This is a genomic window from Paenibacillus sp. sgz302148 (assembly GCF_056120465.1).
Genome location: NZ_JBVYOJ010000001.1, coordinates 662,463 through 685,663 on the forward strand (window position 1 = coordinate 662,463; position 23,201 = coordinate 685,663).

Below are 23,201 nucleotides of genomic sequence, written 5' to 3' on the forward strand. Positions count from 1 at the left end.
TGTGAACACATGCGGGAAAACATGGAACATAAAGGTTGTTTATATCCCATGCGGAATGGCTACGATCGACTTCGGAGTCGTCAATGATTTAAAAAACTTGGTCAACGAAGTCATCCGAGTGGATCGGATGCAAGATTTTGCGCATGTAGTCGCCACACATCGTCCTGAGCTTGTCCTCGTGATGGATCGAAACGATCCTGACGTATTAGAAGTATTGGATAAGCATCGAGGCAGAGGTCATCGAATCACGGTTTGGTGCGTAGATCAGCCCTACAGGATCGATAAGGATATAAATTTTGCTCATCATTACGAATATATATTTACGAATGAACTCAGTTGTTTGCCCGTATATCTTGAAAGAGGGTTTAATGCGAATTATTTGCCATTAGGAGTCAGCCGCAGTATTTTTTATCCTAAAGCGGTTGAGCCGGCTTTTCATACGGAAGTCTGTTTTATCGGAACTTCGGGGTCGAACAGATTAACGTTAATGGATCAAATAGCACCGTATCTATCGAATAAAAATGTCATCATTTCAGGTTGGTTCTGGGAAAGATTGCACAACTTTAACCTCTTGAAGGATAAAATTCGACACGATAAATTACAGTTTCCGAATTGGATGAATTCAGAAGAAACATTGAGCTATTATAGTGGAACAAAGATCTGCTTGAATATGCACAGGGATCCGGATGAAACTTTAAACAGCCGCCGTTTGCCCGCATATTCCATGAATCCGAGAACCTTCGAAATATGCGCATCCGGCGCATTCCAACTGACCGACATAAGAAATGAATTGCCTAACCTGTATACGTTGGGCTACGAAATCGAAACGTATTCGAGTGCCGAAGAATTAATAGAAAAAATAGAGTACTACTTAACGCATGAAGAACAAAGGAAAAAAATCGCCTTACGCGGATATCACAGAACGATACGTGATCACACTTACGAGAATCGATTATTCCAAATGCTGCAAATCATATTTGGCTGATGTAAAAAGTGGTTGAACAGGATTAACTCCTGTCCAACCACTTTTATTATGCATCAAGCAGATCGCTACTTCATTGTTTGCAAAAACCGTCGAAGCGAGTCGCGCCAATGCGGAAAGTCTTCAAAGCCGTTCACCCGAATCGCGAGATGATCCATGACGGAATATTGGGGCCGAGGCGCCGGCCGCGGAAATTGTTCCGTCGTACAAGGATTCACGGTTATCGGGATGCCGCTTTCTTCGAAGATCGCCTTCGCAAAATCATACCATGAGCAAGTACCGGTATTCGAGGCATGATATATGCCGTACCGCTCGGTCGCCACAAGCTTTAATAGAAACGCCGCCAAATCCGCGGAATACGTCGGCGAGCCCACTTGATCCGACACGACGGCAAGCGACGTTTGTTCCTCCGCCAAGCGAAGCATCGTCTTGACAAAGTTATTGCCGTGCCCGCCATACAGCCAAGAAGTCCGTACGATAAAATAACGGCTGGACAAACTTTGAACAAGCTGCTCTCCGGCAAGCTTCGATTTGCCGTAAATACTAAGCGGGTTAACCGGATCGTATTCGCGGTTAGGCGTCGTGCCCATCCCGTCAAATACATAGTCCGTACTGATAAGACAAAGCTTGGCCTGCACCTCTTCCGCCGCGATGGCCATATAACTCGCGCCAAAAGCATTCACCGCAAACGCCTTGTCCGTTTCCGTTTCCGCTTGGTCAACCGCCGTATAAGCCGCACAATGAATAATCACGTCCGGCATGAACGCAGCCACGACGGATTTCACTTGCTCGAGATCGGTCACGTCAAGCTGAGAGCGTCCGCAAGGAAGTACTTCCATACGATTCGCTTTGCATGCATGAACCACATCAACCCCTAGCTGTCCATTCGCTCCAGTAACAAGCACCTTCATTCGACATTCCCCAAACGATCCCCATATTGCTGTTCGTAATACCGCAAATAACCGCCGGAAAGTATCGTCTGCCACCAATTACGGTTTTCTACGTACCAGCAAACGGTTTGCTTGATGCCGTCATCAAATTGGAATCGCGGCTTCCAGCCGAGCTCGCTGCGAATTTTCGTCGCGTCGATCGCATACCGCAGGTCGTGTCCCGGGCGATCCGTCACGTGCTGGATAAGCGACTCCGGCTTATTCAGCTCTTGCAACACCCGTCTTACGACATCGAGATTCGTCCGCTCGTTATTGCCGCCTATGTTGTATACCTCGCCGCTTATTCCATGATGCAGCACCAGGTCGATCGCACTGCAATGATCCTCGACGTACAGCCAATCGCGTACCTGCAATCCGTCGCCGTAAATCGGGAGCGGACGGTCCAGCAACGCATTCACGATCATAAGCGGGATCAATTTTTCCGGAAAATGGTACGGTCCGTAGTTATTCGAGCATCGGGTAATATTAACCGGGAGCTTGAACGTCTCGTAATAAGCGCGAACGATCAAATCCGCCGATGCTTTGCTTGCCGAATAAGGGCTGTTAGGCGCAAGCGGCGTCGTTTCCGAAAACAACCCCGTGGCTCCCAGCGTGCCATAAACTTCATCCGTAGAAATTTGTACGTACTTCCGCACTCCGAACCTCTTCGCCATATCGAGTAAAACCTGCGTACCTAGCACATTCGTTCGAATGAACAGGTCGGGATCGAGAATGCTCCGATCAACGTGGGATTCCGCGGCGAAATTGACAACGTATTCGATCCCATAGTTCGCAAACAAAGTCTCGACAAGCTGACGGTCTGCGATATCGCCCTTGACGAACGTATAGTGATCCGATTCCGCTACGTCTAGCAAATTGCCTAAATTCCCTGCGTACGTCAATGCATCCAGATTCACGATTCGATACGACGGGTATTTCTCCTTCATGTATTTGACGAAATTGCTGCCGATAAACCCGGCTCCGCCGGTAACTAAGAGGTTCAATTCATCTCCCCCTTACGATCGAAGGTTAATTTTCAAAAACGTCTCGAGTCCATCAGTTCGTCTGCCAGCTCGTTATTCACGGCTACTCGGTAAACCGTATCCGAATTTTTGTGCCGGGCGATACACTCTCTTAATTTATTCGCATTGTTGAACAAAGCAACCAGTTCTTGTTCGGAATCCAAAACAAGTCCATTTCGAAAGTGCTTGGTCTGATCTGCAATATTGCCGCTGTTTTTATATGTGATCACAAAACAGTTTGCCGCAACACTTTCGTAATACGTATAATTGTATGTGCCGAACCAGTTTGACCAGAGCAGGACAACATCAATTCCATGTTCGATCAGCCTTGATGTCGTATCCTGCGAAGAACCCTTGTGGAAACTCGTGTCAATAAAAGTCGTCTCGGGCAATGTAGTCTTCACATATGAAAAATGATAAAATTCATAATCCGATTTATTGGAAATCTCATTCAACTTGACCCAAGCATCCCATCCTTTATATCTGGAGGGATAGCCGGGAAAGGCGACTCTTATTCTACGATTTTCAACTGAATCGGAAGAAGCAATTTTTCTCGATGGTATGATATTTTGATGGGGAACTACGCGAACATTCGGCTCCAGGTGCGGAAATGCACGTAAAAATATCCTTTTTCCATTTTCCGAAGGTGCCACGATGACTGCTTTATGTTTGACAAATAGCTCATGGATCCGATCATATCGCGCTTCGCGTCCCTCCCCGTGACGACAGGTTGCACAACGAGACGAACCGACTGGGGCCGGGCCGCAAAATTCCTCATCGTTATAAAATAAAAAAATATTGCTGCAAATGGAGTAATAGTCATGCAAAATATGAAGGAACTCTATATCTTTTCTTTCTTTGATTCCGCTGACGATCTCATCAATGATTGCGATATTCATACCGGATAAACTATTGAGAAAAATGCGCAAGAGATTGATTTTGTTTGCGGCAATCAGATTTCCAAAGCAACGTCCCACTTCCCTTGCCGCCAAAAAGCAAGTTGTCACGCCATCAATCGCAACTTCAACTAGCAATTGATCGGGCCCGGTGTTATGCGCATCCTGATTGCAGACAGGGAATAAGGCAACATTCGAAATGTTGCGGTCATTCATCATTTTTTGAAGTTCCGCTTCGTATTTTTGTGCCCCGCCGGTAATCTTTCGGTAGTCGTCATGACAAAATGAAATCACGCAGTCCTTATAGGTTAAGTGATTCAATAAGATCTTCTGGGCGACCCCGCTATACATCGATTCTCAAGCACCCTCTTTTTGAATCGTCCATAAATTGCATCAGCTTCGTTAACATCTCGCATGCTTGAAATTGCCTCATTAGCTTCGCTCTGTCTTCATCATTCAAAGAAGGATAGGAGCTTTGGGCAAGCGCATCTAGAATGCGCTCCAATTGATGGAGCTGTTCGGCGGTGAAGCCTTGTTTTTCCAAGCCGACTTTGTTTATTTTTTTGATCAGCGCAGGATTGCCATCTGCCAGTAAATAAGGCGGGATATCTCTGACCACCTTGGCCTTTGCGCCGATCATTACATATTTGCCTATTTTCGAAAACTGATGAATAAACGCAGACATACCGACGTGGGCATAATCGTCGATTTCGGTGTACCCGGAGATCCGCACATGGGCGGACAATGTGGTTGAATTCTTTACGATCACATCATGGCCCAAATATGCGCCGTGACCGATATGATTGCGATTTCCGATGATCGTGTTCTTGTGCGGATCTTTTGACCTCGCAATGACGGTATGATCATGGATCGTATTATGAGAACCGATCATAAGTCCGGATTCGATGGTGTGATCAAAACCTTTGAGATTGGGCAAGGCACCTATCGAGCAAAAACTCCCGATCCATGTACCGGTTCCAATGGAAGTGTTGGAATGAATCTTTGTATGGCTGCAGATCGTTACTCCGTCGCCAATACTCACATGATCGCCGATAATTGAAAATTCGCCGATGCTGACTTTTTCTCCAATCCTTGCATCATGGCCAACATACGCGCTCTCATGAATCACTTTTTTGCCAACCCCATTTATTTTCGTCCCTTTACTCCCAATTTGTTCGCCATTTCAAAGGAATCGGCCACTTCACACCCTAACATTCGAATCATCGTCACCGATCGATTTACAAATTCTACATTATTTTTTGCCGGAATCCCTTTTAATAAATACCGATTATCCTCCATCCCTGTCCGTATCACATCACAGCCGTTTAAGATGGTAATGAAATTAACCGGCAACTGCATTGCTGCAATCCCGGCCGCAGACCAAATAAAACCTGTGCGAACGGAGTCGAGAATCCATTGAATGTTTCGATAGCTGGGCTTCATCCCGCCGACCGAACCAATGATAAATTGGATAAAAGCATTGTCTTCAATAAAACCGAGCTCGACGAGGCGCATCAGTTCTTTGAACATGGTAGGGTTAAAAATCTCGAATTCCGGCTTAACATCATACTGTTTCATCGCTTGCAGCATATCGATGACGAATTTTTTCGTGTTTTTAATGCCGCCGTCAGGTCGTTTGAGCGAAGTGACTTCAAGCGATGCCAAATCCGGCTTTAATTCCATTAACCGAATCCGTTCCTTATCCGACACAGTCACAAGATGATTTGAGGTAGAAATGCATACAAGGATGTCGCTTTTTTCACGAATTCCGGTCAACACTTCCTTGTATAATGAAGCATCCATCGACGGTCTTCCATCCTTGTCGCGAACATGGACATGAACCAACGCAGCCCCTGCACAGGAACATTCATGCGCACAATCGATGATTTCATCAACGGTAACCGGAAGCCCGGGCATCGTTTCTTTTTTGGTCATGGAGCCGGTAATCGCCGCACAAATGCCGATTTTCTTCATTGTACTCCTCAGGTGTTCGGATTTATAACAAAAGTTTGGACACCTTCATTTTAACGAATGAATTCGCGAAATCATATGAGTATCGGCCTAGACAACTAAAAAATGGAGCAGTTGCCGCGGCAACTGCTCCCCTGTGAACAAAGTTCATCGTATCAAATCATTATTCAACTTTAACTTCATGGCTCCATTCACTATAACCTGCAAAGTTGCCGGCTCTTACCTTTACGGTATGGCTAGAGCGCGGTGCTAGACCTGTTTGCGAGAAGTCACTCGTAACATGATTTATTATTCTGTCATCAAACATGATGTCGTATTGCAGCGCTCCTGGTGAATCATCCCATTTCATATTTACAATAGATTCGCTTGTGCTCATAACAGTCAAATTTTCCGGAATAGGAGGTATTTGAGGAAACTCTCCCGAACCAAACATAAACCAGTTCAGTTTGCACATATTTTGACTCGCGCCATGAAACACGAGATATATCTTATGCTTTCCGGTCACTTTGTTTGCAAGGTCGCTCTTCACATTGACATACTGATTGATATCGCCTGTATTTGGAATATGAAGGGTACTTATTAGTTCACCATTCATGTGATCCATTATTACCTCAATCGTACCCCCGGTTAACGAGCTTGCTACTCTTGCATTAAACCATGCCGCATCGCCGGCGCCAAAATCGACTTGATCATATTGCAGCCAATCGCCGTCTTTTAAATTCGATATGCATAGATCATATTCACGGTTTCGATCATCGGTCATCCATTCGGTTTTGGGGTTGATCTGGAGTTCCTTATCTGAAACAAATATTTGATCATCATAGCGCGCAGCATCGATTTTTCGATTGATCCCAAACAGATTGCCCTGATTTTCCGTCGTCGTTAGCTCAAAGGACTCTACATCGACGTATCCGCCAAGCTTGATTGTCGCATAGTTAAAAATACCAAATCGCATGCCGACGTAGGTTCCATAACGCATATCGTATCTTCCGCCAAGTCGCGTAAACCGGGTCCCGTCTACACTATAGGAAAACTCCATTTTATATTCATGTCGTGGAATATCGGCTCTGAACCATACGTTTTGAATATCTGAAGATAAAGCCACGGATACATGTTCAGTATTAAGATCGTTAATGACGATCGAACGATTGCCATCTGCATTTTTTACCCCAATGAAGGTAAAATCTCTTTGCATGATACATAAACCTGCCGTATCGCCATCCGCCATATGACTCACATCTAACTTCACGGTCCCTATACAATCCGGGCCAACAACCCGCTGTGTAAGCGTGTTTCTTGCAAAGGTCAAGTTATCGGTTACGCTTGAGGTTTTAAGCCTCATATGCCCCGGTCTTTCTTCAAGACTCCATTTGCTGTTATCCGGATTGTGATTCCATTGCCACTGTAACCCTAACGTATTCGTGCTAAAATCATCCGAAGTTGGAAGTGCCTTAGGTTCAACATGACCTAAATTCGGGATATGAGGCTTTCGATACGTAACGACCGCTTTTTCACCGTCGACTTCCCCCATGTACGGCCAACCGTTCTTCCATGTTACCGGCTGCAGGGTAGGCACCCTTCCAAGTTTCGATCGATCCTGGAATATAATCGCCCACCATTCTGAGGTACCGTCTTCTTGAGGAACATCGACAATTCCCCCTTGATGAATGCCGTTGTCCCAGAAATTCATAAAGCTTGTCATAATATCCTCAACTTCATATGGTCCGTTCGCCAAATCCTTGGTTCGAATGGCAACTTCTTTTTTGGAGCCATGCCTCCAAACCGGCGTCGTTAAAATATAGTAGAGGTCATTGATTTTATATACATGAGAGCCCTCATTATACCCATGGTAACGATAATAGGGAGACTGATAAGTGTGTATCTTTTTGCCGTTTTTTGTGGCACCAGGCTCTCGCTTGGATAGGATCGATAATTGGCCTGTTTGTTCATCCACGATCTCTAACTCGCTTAAATAGAGTTCTCCTTGCCCATGAACAACATAAATTTTGCCATCGTCGTCAAAAAATAATCCTGGATCATAAAGCTCGTCTTCAAGTTTATAGAGTGTCCACGGCCCCTTAGCTTGATCTGCAATGCTTACATAGGCAGCATCATGATTGATATTAAACATGAGGTAAAACTTTCCATTATGGTATCTTAAACTCGTCGCCCATGGACCTTCATCATAAACATCGCTATCGATAAGGTCGTATTGATCGCCTTCCATCCGATCAACAGCATAACTTTCATATTCCCAATTCACTAAGTCCTTTGAGCTCATAATCGGACAACCCGGAAATAAATGCATGCTCGTTGAAGACATATAATAAGTATCGCCAACTCTGATCACATCATTATCCGGATAATCCCCCCACATGATCGGATTTGTATAGGTACCGTTTCCATTGTCGGCAATCCATCCAGATGCAACTTTTCTCATTTTCTGTAATCCTCCATTTTTTTAGAAATAATCCATTTTCATCCAAACTAAAATGTAAGAAGCGTGAGAACATCACGCTTCTTCGTTTAACTCAAGTTATATTATTTCTTAAATGTCTCGTCATAGGCTTTATTGATGAGTTCCAGAGCTCGGTCAGAGCCAAGTTTTTTAACCTGTGGCATAACTTCCGAATCCCAGGTATCAATTTTTTGCTTACCGATGATCACATTTACCGAAGCTTCCTCTACGTAGGTATCAATAGCCGTTTTGAGGTCGGTATATTCTTTTTTCTCATTCGTATCGGTGAATTTTGCATCAAAAACCGGCTTGCCAAAACCTTTGTTTTCTTCCAAAAATGCTACTGACTTTTTCATGGCAGCGCCATTTAACTCAAAAGTATTAATAGCAGCTTGATTCACAACGCTGAAAAGTTCTTGGGTATTTAGCCCAGCATTCTTGATGGAACCATTTGGTGTAGCAGGAGTTTGGAAATCCTTCAAAAATTTAATCGTACCATCGGAATTCTTTTGATAAGATTCGCCTTCGATACCAAATTGCATCGCATCGATACCTTCCGGGCTGTACATCCAATTCAGAAAATTAACCAATTCATCTTTGTATTTCGATTGGTTTGAAATTACCTTATAGTTTGCGAAATAGCCGCTTAAAACAGCGGTACCTACTCTTTTATTGTTGTAACCAGGTTGAAGCATAGCCGTAAATTCAAAGCCCTGCGGAATTTTGCTTCCCATTTGCCCAACAATCTCGTCGCCGACTTGCGGGTAGTCAAAGGTCACAAAACCTTTATTTGTTACTAAAAGTTCATTCCATTCTTCATCTGTAATCGTAGCAAAGTTTGGATTTAATAAGCCTTCGGAATACAATTTATTCAAGTAAACCAACGTATCCTTGTAGGCTTGGCTTTCTGGACCGAATACATATTTTTGTTGCTCTGGGTCAAGATAGAAAGAGGTGTTCGTTCCTCTAAAGTAAGCTTGGTTAGCTATTAAGTGATTTGTACCCCACCTTACGAAATATGGGTAAGAATCCGGGTAAAGTTTTTTCAGTTGAACTAAGGTGTTGTATAAATCGTCAAACGTTTCGAACTTCGTGGAAAGATTGTTTTTTGCAAAAATATCAGTCCTGCCCAACATCACTTCGTCGGCACGATATGGTACATCATATATTCTTGGGAAACCATAATATTTGCCGTTAGGCGAACGGGTCAGATCCATAGCTGGCGGATATTTTTCCAACATGGCTTTGTAATTATCGAGCTTCCCTGCTTCCATATAAGGCGTTAAATCTAAGAATGCTCCTTGTGGGCCATAACGGTCCGCATTATCTCTTCCTAACGTAATCAAATCCGGTAGCGAACCAGATGCTAACATGGTATTCAATTTTTGCGTATAGTCTGCACGGGCTACGCTAATCGGTTTGATTTTAATATTTGTGTACTTTTGAATTGTCTTAAAAATTTCCTCGTCGCCAGTATACGGGGTATTAGACTGGAAAAACCAAGATACTTCAATCGGTTCTTTGCTAGATCCCTGTGATGGTTCTTTGGCAGATTCGCTTGGCTTGCTGCTGCACCCTACAACAAACAAAATAGCGGCGATTACAGATAAGACCAATAATCTTTTCATGATAAAACCTCTCCTCTTTTAATATATTTTATGAATTATCCTTTTATGGAGCCAACCATAAGGCCCTTGACAAAGTACTTTTGTATAAAAGGATAAATACACATAATAGGAAGGGTGGTGATGACAATGGATGCCATTTTTAAAGATTCCGTTGCCGAGTGAGATATCTGAGAATAAGCGTCTTTTTCGGCTGGATTGAAGGTTGCAGCTACCAAAATACCTCTTAAAATCATCTGCAAAGGATATTTTTCGGTGTCATTTAAGTAAAGCAACGCATTGAAATATCCATTCCAAATGCCAACAGCCGTAAATAAGCCGATGGTTGCCATAATTGGCTTGGAAAGCGGCAAAATAACTTTTACTAAGATTTGAGGATCAGTGGCCCCATCAATGTAAGCGGATTCACTTAGGCTTTCCGGTATATTCCTAAAGAAGGATCTCATGAGAATAATGTTCCATGCGGTTAACGCCCCCGGAAGAACCATAACCCAAATGGTGTCTAATAAATGCAGGGACTTATAAGCCAGATAGGTTGGAATCATACCGCCACCAAAAAACATGGTTATAATGTACACCTTGGAGAGAAATGAACGCATTTGAAACTTATCTTTGGAAAGCGGATATGCTGTTATGGCTGTGAAAAACAAGGTGAACAACGTTCCAAGCGCTGTATACACAATCGTATTTTTATATGCCGTGAAAAAAATAGGATGGTTTATCATGGTCTTGAATGCACCTAGGTCAAAGCCTAATGGATAAACAGTAACATTTCCTGCAATGACTTCTGTAGGATCGCTAATCGACACAGATACAACGTAAGCAAAGGGATAGAGCATCGCTAGTACAACAATAGCCAAAATGATGTACACAACGGAAACAAATACCCGATCTCCCATTGGTTCTTTGATTTTATAAGGATTTTTTTTCATGACATCACCATAGACTTTCTTTTAGGAGTTTTCTGGAAAAATAGTTTGCTCCTAATAAAAAAACAATGGAAACCACGCTGTTAAACAACCCAATAGCACTTGAAAATCCATAATCTTGGTCGATGATACCTTTACGGTAAACATAAGTAGAAATAACATCGGCAACATCATAAGTGGCAGGGCTATACATTAACAGAACTTTATCGAATCCAACGCTGACAATACCGCCAACCGCTAAAATGAACAAAGTAATGATCGTTGGGCGGAGACTAGGCAGGGTGATGTGAAACATCTGTTTTAACTTAGAACAGCCATCCATCTTAGCCGCCTCATACATTTCTGGGTCAATCCCTATAATGGCCGCCAAGTAGAGTATGCTGGAATAACCAACTCCCTGCCAAATACCTGAGCCAATATACAAGCTTCTGAAGAAACCGGATTCGTTAAAAAATTGGATCGGGTCAACACCGAAATTGGCTAACAATTCATTTACAATACCAGTACCACTAAAAATGGATTTCATTATGCCCACAATAACAACAATCGAAATAAAATAAGGTAAATACGTAACGGTTTGAATAAATCTCTTAATTTTTGGATGTACCACTTCGTTAATCAACAAAGCTAGAATAATAGGTGCGGGAAAAGACCAAAGCAAGTCATAAAAACCAAGAAGAAACGTGTTTTTTATAATTCTAAAAAAGTTTGGATCATTAAAAAACCGAGTAAAGTTGTCAAAGCCAATCCATTCAGAGCCGCTAACCCCTAAAAACAAACTGTAATTTTGAAAAGCAGTTACGATACCGACCATGGGATAATAAGCAAACAAGGCAATCATGATTAACCCTGGAAGCGACATCAGCAAGAGAAAACGATTACGCTTCCAATCGTGATTTAGGTTGGAAAAAAATGACTTCCTGGGTATTTTTTCAGTAGTCGTTGACAAGAGATCACCTCGTCCCTTTATTATGTTTTACGTACAGCCTCTTATTCTATTCTCGCGAACGAAACCGGCAGACTAACCGCAACCGATCCCCGTTTGAGTCAATTGCATACCAAGACACCACCTTTCTTTTACAAACTCTCTTAGATGTAAGCGGTTAATATTATCGATACAATTAATAATATGTGGAGAGGGGTGACATGACTAGATAACAAACCAACGAAAATTAGACTTTATCAACGAAAAGTCGCTGCAGCTTCACTATTGATATTAAATGTAAAAAGAAATCTCCTTTATTTCCAGAATGCCAGAGCGGCCACAGCGGCAGCCGGATCTCAACCGCACGTCTCAAGCTCGTCGATTACGACTTATTATTAGGCGGCATCTGACATTGCTGCTTTTTCGCCTTTAAAATCATGGAATTTCTATAAAAATAAAAGTATTTTCCTCTTAATTCGCTTCATCCTCCTTTAATCATCCATGTAAAAAAATGTTTTATTTATATATGCTTATACGAAAGCCAAAGCTTTTTTAAGCGGCAAAAAATAAAAAAAGGAGATTTTTTCGTGAACTCAAACACTGCTCTTATAAGAAAAGGCGGAGCAAATGTGTCGTCTTCCAAACGTCTTCCGTGGGTCGGTCTGCTGGCCTTAGCCATGGCGGGCTTCATCTGCATTCTTACGGAAGGCCTGCCTGCTGGATTACTGCCGCAAATTGCACAGGATCTTGGGGTCACAGAAGCTCTTGCCGGACAGTTGGTCACTCTCTATGCGGTTGGATCTCTTCTGGCCGCCATTCCTTTGACAACGGCTACCCGCGAGTGGAGGCGCCGGCCGCTTCTGCTGCTGTGCATCATCGGCTTTCTTGTTTTTAACACCATCACCGCGTTATCTTCCGTTTATGTGCTGACGCTTGTCGCGCGTTTCTTCGCAGGTGCCTCGGCAGGTGTACTGTGGGGGATGACGGCCGGTTATGCGCGGCGCATGGTGCCTGATTTGTTGAAAGGAAGAGCGATGGCCGTAGCCATGGTTGGCACCCCGCTGGCATTGGCGCTGGGCGTTCCGCTTGGCACTTTTTTCGGTACATATACTGGGTGGCGTTTCATTTTCGGAGCTGTATCATTACTGACTGCAGCCCTTATTGGCTGGGTGCTCTGGAAGGTGCCGGATTATGCCGGTGAGCCTGCCGGTGATCAGCTCCCTTTTCACAAGGTTTTCCTGATTCCCGGTGTACGGCCGATTCTGTTCGTCGTTTTGGCATGGATACTAGCACATAATGTTTTGTGCACCTATATTGCACCGTATCTTGCGGAAACCGCGTTTGCTCAGCGAGTGGATTTGGTTCTTCTTATTTTCGGAATTACCTCGGTTGTCGGTATTTGGGTGATAGGCATGCTGATTGACCGTTTTCTAAGAATACTGGTTTTAATCAGCATAACGGGATTTGCTTTGGCTTCTGCAGCCTTGGGAATCGGAATGGATCAGCCTGCAATCATCATTCTTGGTGTTACGGCGTGGGGGCTTACGTTTGGCGGGGCAGCCACTTTACTGCAAACAGCAATAGCACAAGCTGGGGGAAATAGCGCAGATATAGCCCAATCGATGCTGGTCACCGCGTGGAATGTGGCAATCGGCGGAGGAGGGATTATCGGCGGGTTTCTTCTCGAACTGTTTGGAGCCGGATTCCTTCCGGGCTCATTAATCATTCTGCTGCTTCCCTCCTTGCTTGCAGCTTGGCTTGCTAAAAAGCATGGCTTTCCTTCCTAAATGAATCCACGAGTATGTGTAACATAAGCAAAAAAATGAATCCGCTGCAAAGGCGGATTCATTTTTTTGGGATTATCGAATTACATCTTACGCGAGCAAATTCGTTTCTCCAATGAGATTTTTATAAGCGATCGGTGAAGACATTACGATCAGAGTCGTATAGGTTCCGTATTGATCGCATCGGTTTTCAAACTCCTCCAGCTCCTGGGTTGTTTCCGTTAGGACCTTCAATAAATAATTATGCTCACCGCTTATCCGATAACATTCCGTGACCTCCGGCGATGAACGACAAAAATCAAGGAAAGGATAGCAATTCCGTGTCCGAACAAGCATATAGGCTGTGCATTGCTTACCCACTTTTTGCGAAGAAATGACGGTTCGGTATTCCTCGATAACCCCCTTTTCTTCCATGCGTTTTACGCGTTCAGTTACGGCTGGCTGAGACAGTCCCACCAGCTTTCCTAAATCTGTCATTGATAATCTCGCCTGGTTCTGCAAATGGAGCAGGATGTTTTTATCGATTTCGTCCAAGAAAATCGCCCCCCTTTAATTTATAAGTTATTTCTTTTAAATGCCTTTAGAATCATCGAAAATTTCTTTATCTAACTTGTTTGTTTTATGTAAGGAAGCAGAAATTATTTATATAATAAACACAGTTGCTATAAATAATCAAGTAAATTACAGCAGGAGAGGATGAGAAACATGAGAAATATAGATCTGGAATTGGTGCATAAAAGCGTCAATGAGGTAATTGACCGCACACTTGAGGAAAAAAGGATCGTGGGTACCGTCGTCCAAATTGCATTAGGCGGAAACCTCGTTTACAGCAGGCCTGCTGGTTGGGCCGATCGCGAGCAGAAACGGCCGATGCAGGAAAATGCTTTGTTTAGATATGCTTCGGTAACCAAGCCGGTCGTGTCAACGGCAGCCTTAGTATTAATTTCGCAAGGGAGATTGCAGTTAAACGATCTGGTGGAAAAATGGTTGCCCGCCTTTCGTCCCAAACTGCCAAACGGACAGTATGCCTCCATGACCGTTCACCATCTGATGACGCATACCGCCGGCTTAACCTACCGTTTCTTCCAGGAAGAAAAGGGAACTTATGAGCTTGCCGGGGTATCGGACGGCATGGATCTGGCGGGAATTACACTTGAAGAAAATCTGCAAAGACTCGCTTCTGTCCCGCTTCTATATGAGCCGGGGAAAATGTGGAGGTATTCCATAGCAACAGACGTGCTCGGAGCGGTCATCGAAAAGGTTACTGGAATGCCGCTTAGTGAAGCTGTACGGATACTTGTAACTCATCCGCTTTCCATGATGGACACGGATTTCAAGGCCGTGGATACGGACAGATTGACCACGGCATACGCAGACAGCGTTAGAGAGCCCCGGCGCCTGCACGATTTTGATACCGTTCCTTTCGTAGAGGGGACGGCAGGATTCCTCCTTTCACCCAACAGGTTTACCGATAAGACAGCTTATCCTTCCGGGGGAGCCGGCATGATTGGTAGCGCAGGAGACTTTCTTAAACTGCTGGAAGCTTTGCGGCAGGGAGGGAATCCGATTCTGCCGAGGGCTCTTGTCACAGAAATGACAACCAATCAAATTGGTAACCTTGTGATGCCCTATTGGCCGGGGAGAGGCTTTGGACTTGGTTTCACGCTGCTTAAAGACCCAGCGGATGCCAATACACCTGAATCGCCGGGAACGTGGCGGATGGGCGGCACCTATGGTCACTCCTGGTTTGTTGATCCGAGTGAGGAGCTTAGTGTTGTAGCGTTCACCAATACGGCGCTTGAAGGAATGTCAGGCAGGTTTACTACGGAGCTGTGCGAATCTGTCTACAAAGGTATTCGAGGAGTTAAGTAAAGAGTACGAACAATCCGTCTTTCAACTAAACGTTTCTTCGGACATTAAAAATTACTTTTTTAACGCAATTATCCCCCTTGCCACACGATGGCAAGAGGGATTCTTATTAAAACCGGAGCGTTACTTTCTGATCCTTGCAAACTTCCAGGGACAGATACCCCTCGATCGGATCAAGGGTCCGGTCTACCTTTCCTTCCTCGCAAACAACTGCCGGTTTATTGGATTTAACTCGAAACGTATTGTCGACACAGCAAGCGACATCAAGTTGGCTGACTTGCATACGATCCCAGGATACGGATAGTTCGAACCCTCCGCGAACGCGAACGCCGGTTAACGACCCGCTCTGCCAAGCGGAAGGAATCGCAGGCAATAATTCGACATACCCTTTGTGGGATTGAACGATCATCTCCGCAATGCCCGCCGTATAACCGAAGTTTCCGTCAATTTGGAAAGGAGGATGGGAGCCGAGCAGATTCGGATATATACCGCTGCCTCTTTCCCCATATGCCGTAACGACATTTAAAAAGCGCTGAAGCAACTGCCAAACCCGTTCCCCATCCTTCAAACGAGCCCATAAACAAACCTTCCACCCGAGACTCCAGCCGGATCCGGCATCGCCGCGTCTGTTCAACGTTTGCCGGACTGCATCCATCATAACATCCTCCGACAGTTGATTTCCTGGATAAAGTCCGTAAAGATGAGAGACATGGCGATGGTCCTGATATTCATCCTCGTAGTCTAGGAGCCATTCCTGCAATTGGCCGTATTTGCCGATTTGCATCGGATGCAGACGTGCTTTTGCCGCAGCCATCCGCATCACCCATTCATCCTCCACGCCAAGAACGGCAACCATGTTCAAACAATTTTCAAATAAGTCGCCGATGAGTTGAAGATCCATCGTCGCCCCTTGGGTGACCGCTCCCAACTGACCGTCATTCGAATAAAAATGATGCTCCGGCGATGTCGACGGCGACGTTATCAAATATCCGCTTTCATCCTCCACGAGCCAGTCCAGGCAAAATTCAGCCGCGCCTTTCATAAGCGGATACGCTTCTTCGACGAGAAACCGTTTATCCTGCGTGTACTCGTAATGCTCCCACAAGTGGCGGCACAGCCAAACCCCGGACATCGGCCAAAACGCCCACGCCGGATCTCCGTGTCGCTCAGCGCCTACAGGCTGTGCATGTCTCCATAAATCCGAGTTGTGATGCGCCGCCCAGCCGTTTAGCCCGAATCGCTCCTTGACCATTTTCCCGCCGTTTACCGAAAGCTCCTAAATCGCCTTCAGCAGCGGACGGTGGCATTCGGACAAATTCGTCACTTCCGCAGGCCAATAATTCATTTCCGTATTAATATTCACCGTATAATTGCATCCCCAAGGCGGCCGCACCATGTCGTTCCATATCCCTTGCAGATTGGCCGGCTGCGTCCCTTCCCGGGAAGAGGCGATCAGCAAGTAGCGCCCGAAATGAAACAACAAGGCAACGATTGCCGGATCGCCGGCGCCGTACTTTCGGATCCGCATATCGGTGTCAAGCGCCTCGTTCCCCGGGGTAGCATCGCCTAGAGTCAAATCGACTCGATCAAACAGCTCGCGGTAATCGCGTATGTGTGCTTCTTTCAATTGATCGTACGAAATTTCCATCGCTTTCGAAAGAATCGACTCATTCCGGCGGGCCAATACGCCAAAATCGGTGCCGGGCAATTGATCATAGCCGTTAAAGGACGTCGCGGCCGCAAAATAAAGAACGACGTTCGTCGCGTGTTGAACGCATAGCTTGCCATTTCGGTACGCAGCTTGGCCGTCTTCGACCTGCGCGCCCAATCTCCCCTCGAAATGAATCGCTTTCGTATCGCCGAAATCCCCGTACACAATCGGCTGCAAATCCTCTTCGTAATAACCCGGTGCACAGTATTCGGGACAAATCCCTTGCAAAAACAATGCATGATCGTCTTGCATCGTATAGGATTTGTGCGGACTGTCCAAGGTTACCTCGAAGTTAAGCTGCTTCGGAACGGAGCTGGTCAGCCGGATGGCCAATACCTGATGGGGGCTTGAAATAAAAGCCTCGCGCGTATATTCGACCGGGCCGATCGCGTATGATACCGAGGAAAGCGCGCGTTCAAGGTCCAGTGACCGCTTGTACCGCCGACCTTCCTCGCCATGCATATGGCGAATCGTCAAGTTCCCAAGAGGCATATACACTTGCGCGTACGGGCCGAACATGTTTTTCGTTTCCTCGTCCGCCTCGCCGTATTTATGCTCTCGAAGAAGCTGCCTCACTTTCTGCAGCGATTCCCGATCGTCATGCGGCTTGTGACGGCTTGGGGGGCCCGACCACAGCGTATCTTCGTTCAGCTGAAAGCGATCCTCCCCTACGCCTCCAAAATGCATGGCGCCTATTCTTCCGTTGCCAAGCGGCATTGCCTCTGTCCAGTGCATCGCAGATTTACTGTATAATAAACGTTTCAAATCGTTCCCTCCTGAGACTATCCCCAGTCTTTTTTTTAATGAAATTTTAGCAGTACGCAAGTTTGAATAATACCTACGCCATCAACGAAAAGTGTACTTTAGCAACAAAGTTACTTCTCCTTAACAATTATCATCCTGGCGATATCCCACGAGTATTGCCGTGTGCCATCACAAGAGTTACAATACATATTAGTCTGTATAGTATTTTTATTACGAAATGGCGTCCCGCAGTTCAACTCAAAATGGAGGATTTCTATGCAAACGAATAGAACGATGGTCATGTCGTCGATTATGGTCGCAACGTTCCTGACTGCAATCGAAGGCACGATCGTCAGTACGGCGATGCCTAAGATCGCCAGCGAGCTTCATGGATTGGAATACATGAACTGGGTGTTCGCCGCTTATCTGCTCGTATCGTCCGTAATGGTTCCGATCTTCGGCAAGCTGTCCGATTTGTTCGGACGAAAGGGTGTCTTTCTTACCGGTATCATCGTGTTCCTGACGGGCTCCACCCTCTGCGGGTTCTCGCAAACGATGGAGCAGCTCATCGCGTTTCGGGTTCTGCAAGGAATTGGCGCAGGCGCGATATTGCCGGTTACGACGACGATCATCGCCGATATTTATCCGTTTGAGCAGCGTGCGAAGATGATCGGATTTATGGGCTTCGTCTGGGGGGCCGCCGGTATTGTCGGGCCGCTCGTCGGCGGGTTTTTCGTCGATCAGGTGACATGGCACTGGATCTTCTTTATGAACATTCCTTTTGGCCTAATCTCCATCGTGATGCTGGCGGTTTATTTGAAGGAAAACATTCAGAAATCGAAGAAAAAAATCGACATCGCGGGCGCATTGACGTTCTCCGCGGCGATGCTCGCCTTATTGTACGGCGTTCAGCGAGGCAGCGACCTCGGTCAATGGACTTCACCTTCCGTATTGCTGTTGTTCGCCGCTTTTATCGTATTGATCGCGTTGTTCATCTGGATCGAATCCAAGGTGAGCGAGCCGCTTATCCCGTTGTCATTATTCCGCTCCCGAACGATTTCGGTCGCCAACGGCATCTCGTTCCTCGTCAGCTGCGTGCTAATGGGCATGATCGTTTACGTCCCGATGTGGGTGCAAGGCGTATCCGGTTACGGCGCGACCGCATCCGGCCTCATCCTGGCTCCGATGGCGATAACATGGACCGCGGGCTCCTTTATCTGCGGCAAGCTTCTGTTGACCCGAAGCGTAAGATTCATCTCGATCATCGGGGCTTCCTTGCTGCTTCTAAGCGCCTTATGGCTTTCCGCGATTCAATTGGCCAGCTCGCAAGTGTATTTTTACCTGATTTCGGCGCTCATCGGCATCGGCTTCGGCATCACGTTGACGTTGTTTACGGTGACGGTACAATCCGCCGTACAGCCGACGATGCGCGGCGTTGCGACGGCCTCCAACATGTTTTTCCGCAACATGGGACAGACGATCGGCGTTTCGCTGCTCGGCAGCTTCTTCAACTCCATGATCGCCCGCCATTTAGCGGAACATCCTGCGGGCAGCACCGTTCAAGCGGATAAGCTGAATATCCTGGTGAACCCTCAGACTGCGGGTCAACTGCCGGCGGCCGAGCAAACCGTATTGCGCGAGGTGCTCGTTTCGGGGCTGCACGATATTTTCCTCGTTCTTATCGTCATTACGGTTGTGGTGTTATTGTCCACCTCTCTTGTACCGGTTAAAGCGAAATCGAGTCAAGCCGAAGGACAAATCGCTTCATAGCAAAATCGTGATGGAGATATCACATCACATTTGAAGTCGTTTACGGGAGCCGGTTCAGCCGGCTCCCGTTTTGCTTATCGGCACGGAAACACTTGGACAACAAATTGCTTGCCCTGCGCAAATCCTAGCCTTCGCCTTACTTGGTAAAATCGTATTGGTACTCGATGTGCAGCATCCCTTCAGTCAGCGTCATGTCCCGGATTAGATCGTGAAGCAGCGCCCTCCGTTTTTCCGGTTCGTGTCCATCCAATCGCTTGAACTCTTGAACTTTCTGCTCGAACGAGGCTCTTTTCGTTTGTTCCTCACGAAGCTCCGCTAATTGCCGGTTGACGGACGCCGACGCGTGTTCCAAAAATTCGATTTGCCGCTTCAGATCCAGCATATGGCGGCGATAGGCTTCCTCCGCGAATAGGTCGCGCTCTTGGAACAACTCGATTTGCTTCTTTTTCAGCTTCTCCATCTTCGCTTGCTGTCGCTTAGCCTCCAGCTCAAGTATCATCATATTCCGCTCCAAGTTCTCCGCAATGAAAAAAAGCTCCGTCGGCAGCAGCTCCATCTTCTCGCGGATGATCCCGAGCACCTTATGTTCAAGTACATCAGCGTTCACACCCGCCTGCGGGCAGGCAGTGCGGCCATATTGTTGATACGTCTTGCATATATAATAACGGTATTTCCTGCCGCCGCCAGTACGCTCCCGGCATACCATCTTTTCGCCGCATCCTCCGCAACGCAGGATTCCCGTCAGTAGTTGCTGCGCCTGCCGCGGCGAGTCCGCACTCCCTTTGGCCGACAGCCTCGCTTGCGCATCGTCGAACAATTCCTGTTTGACAAGCGGTTTATGGCCGAATATCTCGTCGCGTTCCCGTTGCAACTGGTTGATCCGCACCCCATACCTGCCCCGCCCGACATACGCCGGGTTGCGCAGCACTTTACCGACCGCCTCGCGGCTCCACCGGTTGCCGTTCCGCGTCCGAAAGCCGCGCGCGTTTAAATATTCCGCCACTTTGAACGTGCCTAACCGCTTATTGACGTACAAATCGAAGATCAGTTGCGGGATATGGCTTGTCTCCGGATCAGGAGCAAGCTTCTTCATAACTTTGTCGACCTTGTAACCGATCGGCGGGTCGCCCTGCCATTCACCGCGGCGCGCCTTCCGTCTGCGGCCGTTACCGAACAGGGCAAATATTTTTTGGCTCACCTGCTCCTGCTCCTGCTCCTGCTTCCGCTTCTGCTTCTGCTTCTGCTTCTGCTCCCGATCCCGATCCGGCCACTCCGACAAAATATCGAACGTATCGTTATCGCGGCCTCGGCTTACCTGGTTTTCGATCGAGTCGCCCTGCTTGTCCGTGCTGACCCGGGCGTAGATTTCGGATCGGATCGGTTCGTCCGGGTTGTCCGGCATATCCGGCATATCCGGCATGTCCGGCTTGTCGTTCATCGGCATTTCATCACCTCCCGAATCGAAGTCCTTACCACATATATATACAAAACAGGCCTCCGCGGTGCTTGCTTCGATCCGTTGTTCATTGTGACAATCCCGAATCGATGGGGGCATTTGAGAAATATATCGCCCGCAGCTTTTTCTTCTGGATGACCCGTTTCTTGCGCCACAAATACGAAAAGGTCGAAATCGTGTTCATCGCCCACCACACCGAAGCGAAGGAAGTAACCGAAGAGGAATTTTTCACCCGCGGCGAAAGCGGAGGCACGATCTGCTCGTCGGCTTACATGAAAGCGATCGAGATCATTGACCGACGTTACCCGCCGAGCAACTACAACATTTATCCGTTTCATTTCTCCGACGGCGACAATTTGACGTCGGACAACGAGCGGTGCGTCAAGCTGATCGAGCAGCTGCTCGAGCGCAGCAACATGTTCGGCTATGGCGAAGTGAACCAGTACAACCGCAGCAGCACGCTCATGTCGGCCTACCGGCACATCCAGCTGCCGCATTTCCTCTATTCCATCATCCGGGAGAAAGGAGAAGTGTATAAAGCGCTCAAAACCTTTTTCAAAAAAACGACGGCGGAGGTGTGACGCATGACTTCGGACGAAATACGCGAGTTGGAATATTCGATCGATGAGATCATGGAAATCGCCAGCGGCTTCGGCCTGGATTATTATCCGATGCGATACGAGATCTGTCCCGCGGACATCATTTATACGTTTGGCGCTTATGGCATGCCGACCCGGTTCTCGCATTGGAGCTTCGGGAAAACGTTCCATAAAATGAAAACACAATACGACTTCGGGCTCAGCAAAATTTACGAGCTCGTCATCAACTCGAACCCTTGCTACGCCTTCCTGCTCGACGGCAACTCGCTCATCCAGAACAAGCTTATCGTCGCGCACGTCTTGGCACATTGCGATTTTTTCAAGAACAACGCCCGCTTCTCGCGGTCGAACCGGAACATGGTTGAGAGCATGTCGGCCACCGCGGAGCGCGTCAGCCAGTATGAGCTGGAGCATGGCTCCATCGTCGTCGAGAAATTTATCGATGCCGTGCTCGCGATCCAGGAGCATGTCGACCCGGCTCTCATCAAACCGTATCGGTTCGACAAACGCCGGTATATGGAGCAGCAGCTGAAGCAAGAGAAAGAACGCGGCACCCCGTCGGCGTTCAAAACCGACTACGACGATTTGTGGTCGCTTGATGCCAAGCATGGCGAACAAAAGGCCGATACTTCTTCCGGCGGCGAAGTCCGGAAATTTCCGCCGCAACCGGAGAAGGATTTGCTCTGGTTCATCGAGGAATATTCGCCGATTCTGGAAGATTGGCAGCGCGACATTCTGACGATGCTGCGCGATGAGATGCTGTACTTCTGGCCGCAGCTCGAGACGAAAATCATGAACGAAGGCTGGGCTTCGTATTGGCATCAGCGCATCATCCGCGAGCTCGACCTCACCTCGGAGGAGACGATCGAATTCGCCAAGCTCAACTCCTCCGTCGTCCAGCCGTCGCGGCACAGCTTGAACCCGTATTATTTGGGGCTCAAAATATTCGAGGACATCGAGCGGCGATGGGATAACCCAACTGAGGAGGAGCGCGAGAAATACGGGCGGGTGCCAGGACAAGGCCGGCAAAAAATGTTCGAGGTACGCGAGTTCGACTCCGACCTGTCGTTCATCCGCAACTATTTGACGAAGCAGCTGACGGACGAACTCGATCTCTATATTTTCGAGAAGAAAGGTCCGGAATGGAAAATAACCGACAAATCGTGGGAGGCGATTCGCGACCAGCTCGTTTACTCCCGCGTCAACGGCGGCTTCCCATATCTCGTCGTGGAAGACGGCGACTTCCTGCGGAGCGGGGAATTGTACTTGAAGCATGTATACGAGGGCATCGAGCTCGATCTGAAGTACTTGGAAAAAACGCTGCCGTACGTGTTCCAGCTCTGGGGCAAAACGATCCATCTGGAAACGACCGTAGAAGATAAGAAGGTCGTATTCACCTACGACGGGAAAAAGCATCAGCGGAAGTTCATGTAAGAGCGAGTAGGTTGGCCGAAATATGCGCCGATAAACCCAGTCGGTTTCCGGTATATTTTCGTATACTGTATGACGCCGCGGAATTCGCGGCGCACCT

At 47.0% G+C, this 23,201-nt stretch carries 17 protein-coding genes and 2 pseudogenes; 6 read left to right on the forward strand and 13 right to left on the reverse strand.

What is annotated here, in order from left to right; translation table 11 throughout:
• Window position 1 precedes the first annotated feature (1 nt).
• The gene (locus AC0LWM_RS03015; protein WP_474673412.1) at window positions 2–985 is read left to right on the forward strand and encodes a CgeB family protein; all 984 of its coding nucleotides are present in this window, start codon (window positions 2–4) and stop codon (window positions 983–985) included.
• A 65-nt stretch (window positions 986–1,050) separates the two neighbouring features.
• On the opposite strand, the gene rfbD is transcribed toward AC0LWM_RS03015, so the two are convergent.
• The 9 genes from rfbD to AC0LWM_RS03060 form a co-directional block, all read right to left on the reverse strand.
• On the reverse strand, window positions 1,051–1,893 hold the full coding sequence (gene rfbD, locus AC0LWM_RS03020; protein WP_474673413.1) for a dTDP-4-dehydrorhamnose reductase: 843 nt from the start codon (window positions 1,891–1,893) through the stop codon (window positions 1,051–1,053).
• Window positions 1,890–2,915 carry a dTDP-glucose 4,6-dehydratase gene (rfbB, locus tag AC0LWM_RS03025; protein WP_474673414.1) on the reverse strand — a complete coding sequence of 342 codons (1,026 nt, stop codon included), beginning with the start codon at window positions 2,913–2,915 and terminating at the stop codon, window positions 1,890–1,892. Before rfbB ends, rfbD begins: the two co-directional genes overlap by 4 nt.
• A gap of 32 nt (window positions 2,916–2,947) precedes the next feature.
• The gene (locus AC0LWM_RS03030; protein ID WP_474673415.1) at window positions 2,948–4,180 is read right to left on the reverse strand and encodes a glycosyltransferase family protein; all 1,233 of its coding nucleotides are present in this window, start codon (window positions 4,178–4,180) and stop codon (window positions 2,948–2,950) included.
• Window positions 4,173–4,958, reverse strand: a complete 786-nt coding sequence (locus tag AC0LWM_RS03035; protein ID WP_474673416.1) for a hypothetical protein — start codon at window positions 4,956–4,958, stop codon at window positions 4,173–4,175. Before AC0LWM_RS03035 ends, AC0LWM_RS03030 begins: the two co-directional genes overlap by 8 nt.
• 17 nt (window positions 4,959–4,975) lie before the next feature.
• Window positions 4,976–5,803, reverse strand: coding sequence for a beta-keto acid cleavage family enzyme (locus tag AC0LWM_RS03040; RefSeq protein ID WP_474673417.1), 828 nt, complete (start codon window positions 5,801–5,803; stop codon window positions 4,976–4,978).
• 160 nt (window positions 5,804–5,963) lie between these two features.
• Window positions 5,964–8,240, reverse strand: a complete 2,277-nt coding sequence (locus tag AC0LWM_RS03045; protein ID WP_474673418.1) for a family 43 glycosylhydrolase — start codon at window positions 8,238–8,240, stop codon at window positions 5,964–5,966.
• Between the two features lie 101 nt (window positions 8,241–8,341).
• Window positions 8,342–9,886, reverse strand: a complete 1,545-nt coding sequence (locus AC0LWM_RS03050) for an extracellular solute-binding protein (RefSeq protein ID WP_474673419.1) — start codon at window positions 9,884–9,886, stop codon at window positions 8,342–8,344.
• Between the two features lie 35 nt (window positions 9,887–9,921).
• Window positions 9,922–10,815 carry a carbohydrate ABC transporter permease gene (locus AC0LWM_RS03055; protein WP_474673420.1) on the reverse strand — a complete coding sequence of 298 codons (894 nt, stop codon included), beginning with the start codon at window positions 10,813–10,815 and terminating at the stop codon, window positions 9,922–9,924.
• Window positions 10,816–10,819: 4 nt separating this feature from the next.
• Window positions 10,820–11,761, reverse strand: a complete 942-nt coding sequence (locus AC0LWM_RS03060; RefSeq protein WP_474673421.1) for an ABC transporter permease — start codon at window positions 11,759–11,761, stop codon at window positions 10,820–10,822.
• Between the two features lie 563 nt (window positions 11,762–12,324).
• On the opposite strand from AC0LWM_RS03060, the gene AC0LWM_RS03065 reads away from it, so the two are divergent.
• Window positions 12,325–13,524, forward strand: a complete 1,200-nt coding sequence (locus tag AC0LWM_RS03065; protein WP_474673422.1) for an MFS transporter — start codon at window positions 12,325–12,327, stop codon at window positions 13,522–13,524.
• An 87-nt stretch (window positions 13,525–13,611) separates the two neighbouring features.
• On the opposite strand, the gene AC0LWM_RS03070 is transcribed toward AC0LWM_RS03065, so the two are convergent.
• On the reverse strand, window positions 13,612–14,055 hold the full coding sequence (locus AC0LWM_RS03070; RefSeq protein WP_155620600.1) for an Lrp/AsnC family transcriptional regulator: 444 nt from the start codon (window positions 14,053–14,055) through the stop codon (window positions 13,612–13,614).
• A 171-nt stretch (window positions 14,056–14,226) separates the two neighbouring features.
• Here AC0LWM_RS03070 and AC0LWM_RS03075 point away from each other — a divergent pair, with 171 nt between their 5' ends.
• The gene (locus AC0LWM_RS03075) at window positions 14,227–15,393 is read left to right on the forward strand and encodes a serine hydrolase domain-containing protein (RefSeq protein WP_474673423.1); all 1,167 of its coding nucleotides are present in this window, start codon (window positions 14,227–14,229) and stop codon (window positions 15,391–15,393) included.
• Window positions 15,394–15,499: 106 nt separating this feature from the next.
• On the opposite strand, the gene AC0LWM_RS03080 is transcribed toward AC0LWM_RS03075, so the two are convergent.
• Together AC0LWM_RS03080 and AC0LWM_RS03085 are read right to left on the reverse strand one after the other, a co-directional pair.
• Window positions 15,500–15,799 (reverse strand): glycoside hydrolase family 95-like protein, encoded by a 300-nt coding sequence (locus AC0LWM_RS03080; protein WP_474673545.1) that lies wholly within the window; start codon window positions 15,797–15,799, stop codon window positions 15,500–15,502.
• 6 nt (window positions 15,800–15,805) lie between these two features.
• Window positions 15,806–17,926: pseudogene (locus tag AC0LWM_RS03085) on the reverse strand (glycoside hydrolase family 95 protein); the annotation flags it as partial.
• A 195-nt stretch (window positions 17,927–18,121) separates the two neighbouring features.
• Here AC0LWM_RS03085 and AC0LWM_RS03090 point away from each other — a divergent pair.
• Window positions 18,122–19,615 (forward strand): MDR family MFS transporter, encoded by a 1,494-nt coding sequence (locus tag AC0LWM_RS03090; RefSeq protein WP_474673424.1) that lies wholly within the window; start codon window positions 18,122–18,124, stop codon window positions 19,613–19,615.
• A 136-nt stretch (window positions 19,616–19,751) separates the two neighbouring features.
• Here AC0LWM_RS03090 and AC0LWM_RS03095 read toward each other — a convergent pair whose 3' ends face one another.
• Window positions 19,752–21,059, reverse strand: a complete 1,308-nt coding sequence (locus tag AC0LWM_RS03095) for a recombinase family protein (protein WP_474673425.1) — start codon at window positions 21,057–21,059, stop codon at window positions 19,752–19,754.
• A 92-nt stretch (window positions 21,060–21,151) separates the two neighbouring features.
• Between AC0LWM_RS03095 and AC0LWM_RS03100 the strand changes: the two are divergent.
• Together AC0LWM_RS03100 and AC0LWM_RS03105 are read left to right on the forward strand one after the other, a co-directional pair.
• A pseudogene (locus tag AC0LWM_RS03100) lies at window positions 21,152–21,652 on the forward strand (DUF444 family protein); the annotation flags it as partial.
• Window positions 21,653–21,655: 3 nt separating this feature from the next.
• Complete coding sequence (locus AC0LWM_RS03105) at window positions 21,656–23,104, forward strand: SpoVR family protein (RefSeq protein WP_474673426.1); 1,449 nt, start codon at window positions 21,656–21,658, stop codon at window positions 23,102–23,104.
• Window positions 23,105–23,201: the final 97 nt, after the last annotated feature.

Excerpts from the sequence above, each read along its gene's own strand:
- rfbD (WP_474673413.1), bottom strand. The coding sequence starts at position 1,893 with ATGAAGGTGCTTGTTACTGGAGCGAATGGACAGCTAGGGGTTGATGTG.
- AC0LWM_RS03030 (WP_474673415.1), bottom strand. The coding sequence starts at position 4,180 with ATGTATAGCGGGGTCGCCCAGAAGATCTTATTGAATCACTTAACCTAT.
- AC0LWM_RS03040 (WP_474673417.1), bottom strand. The coding sequence starts at position 5,803 with ATGAAGAAAATCGGCATTTGTGCGGCGATTACCGGCTCCATGACCAAA.
- AC0LWM_RS03045 (WP_474673418.1), bottom strand. The coding sequence starts at position 8,240 with ATGAGAAAAGTTGCATCTGGATGGATTGCCGACAATGGAAACGGTACC.
- AC0LWM_RS03050 (WP_474673419.1), bottom strand. The coding sequence starts at position 9,886 with ATGAAAAGATTATTGGTCTTATCTGTAATCGCCGCTATTTTGTTTGTT.
- AC0LWM_RS03055 (WP_474673420.1), bottom strand. The coding sequence starts at position 10,815 with ATGAAAAAAAATCCTTATAAAATCAAAGAACCAATGGGAGATCGGGTA.
- AC0LWM_RS03075 (WP_474673423.1), top strand. The coding sequence starts at position 14,227 with ATGAGAAATATAGATCTGGAATTGGTGCATAAAAGCGTCAATGAGGTA.
- AC0LWM_RS03080 (WP_474673545.1), bottom strand. The coding sequence starts at position 15,799 with ATGATCGTTCAATCCCACAAAGGGTATGTCGAATTATTGCCTGCGATT.
- AC0LWM_RS03090 (WP_474673424.1), top strand. The coding sequence starts at position 18,122 with ATGCAAACGAATAGAACGATGGTCATGTCGTCGATTATGGTCGCAACG.
- AC0LWM_RS03095 (WP_474673425.1), bottom strand. The coding sequence starts at position 21,059 with ATGCCGATGAACGACAAGCCGGACATGCCGGATATGCCGGATATGCCG.
- AC0LWM_RS03105 (WP_474673426.1), top strand. The coding sequence starts at position 21,656 with ATGACTTCGGACGAAATACGCGAGTTGGAATATTCGATCGATGAGATC.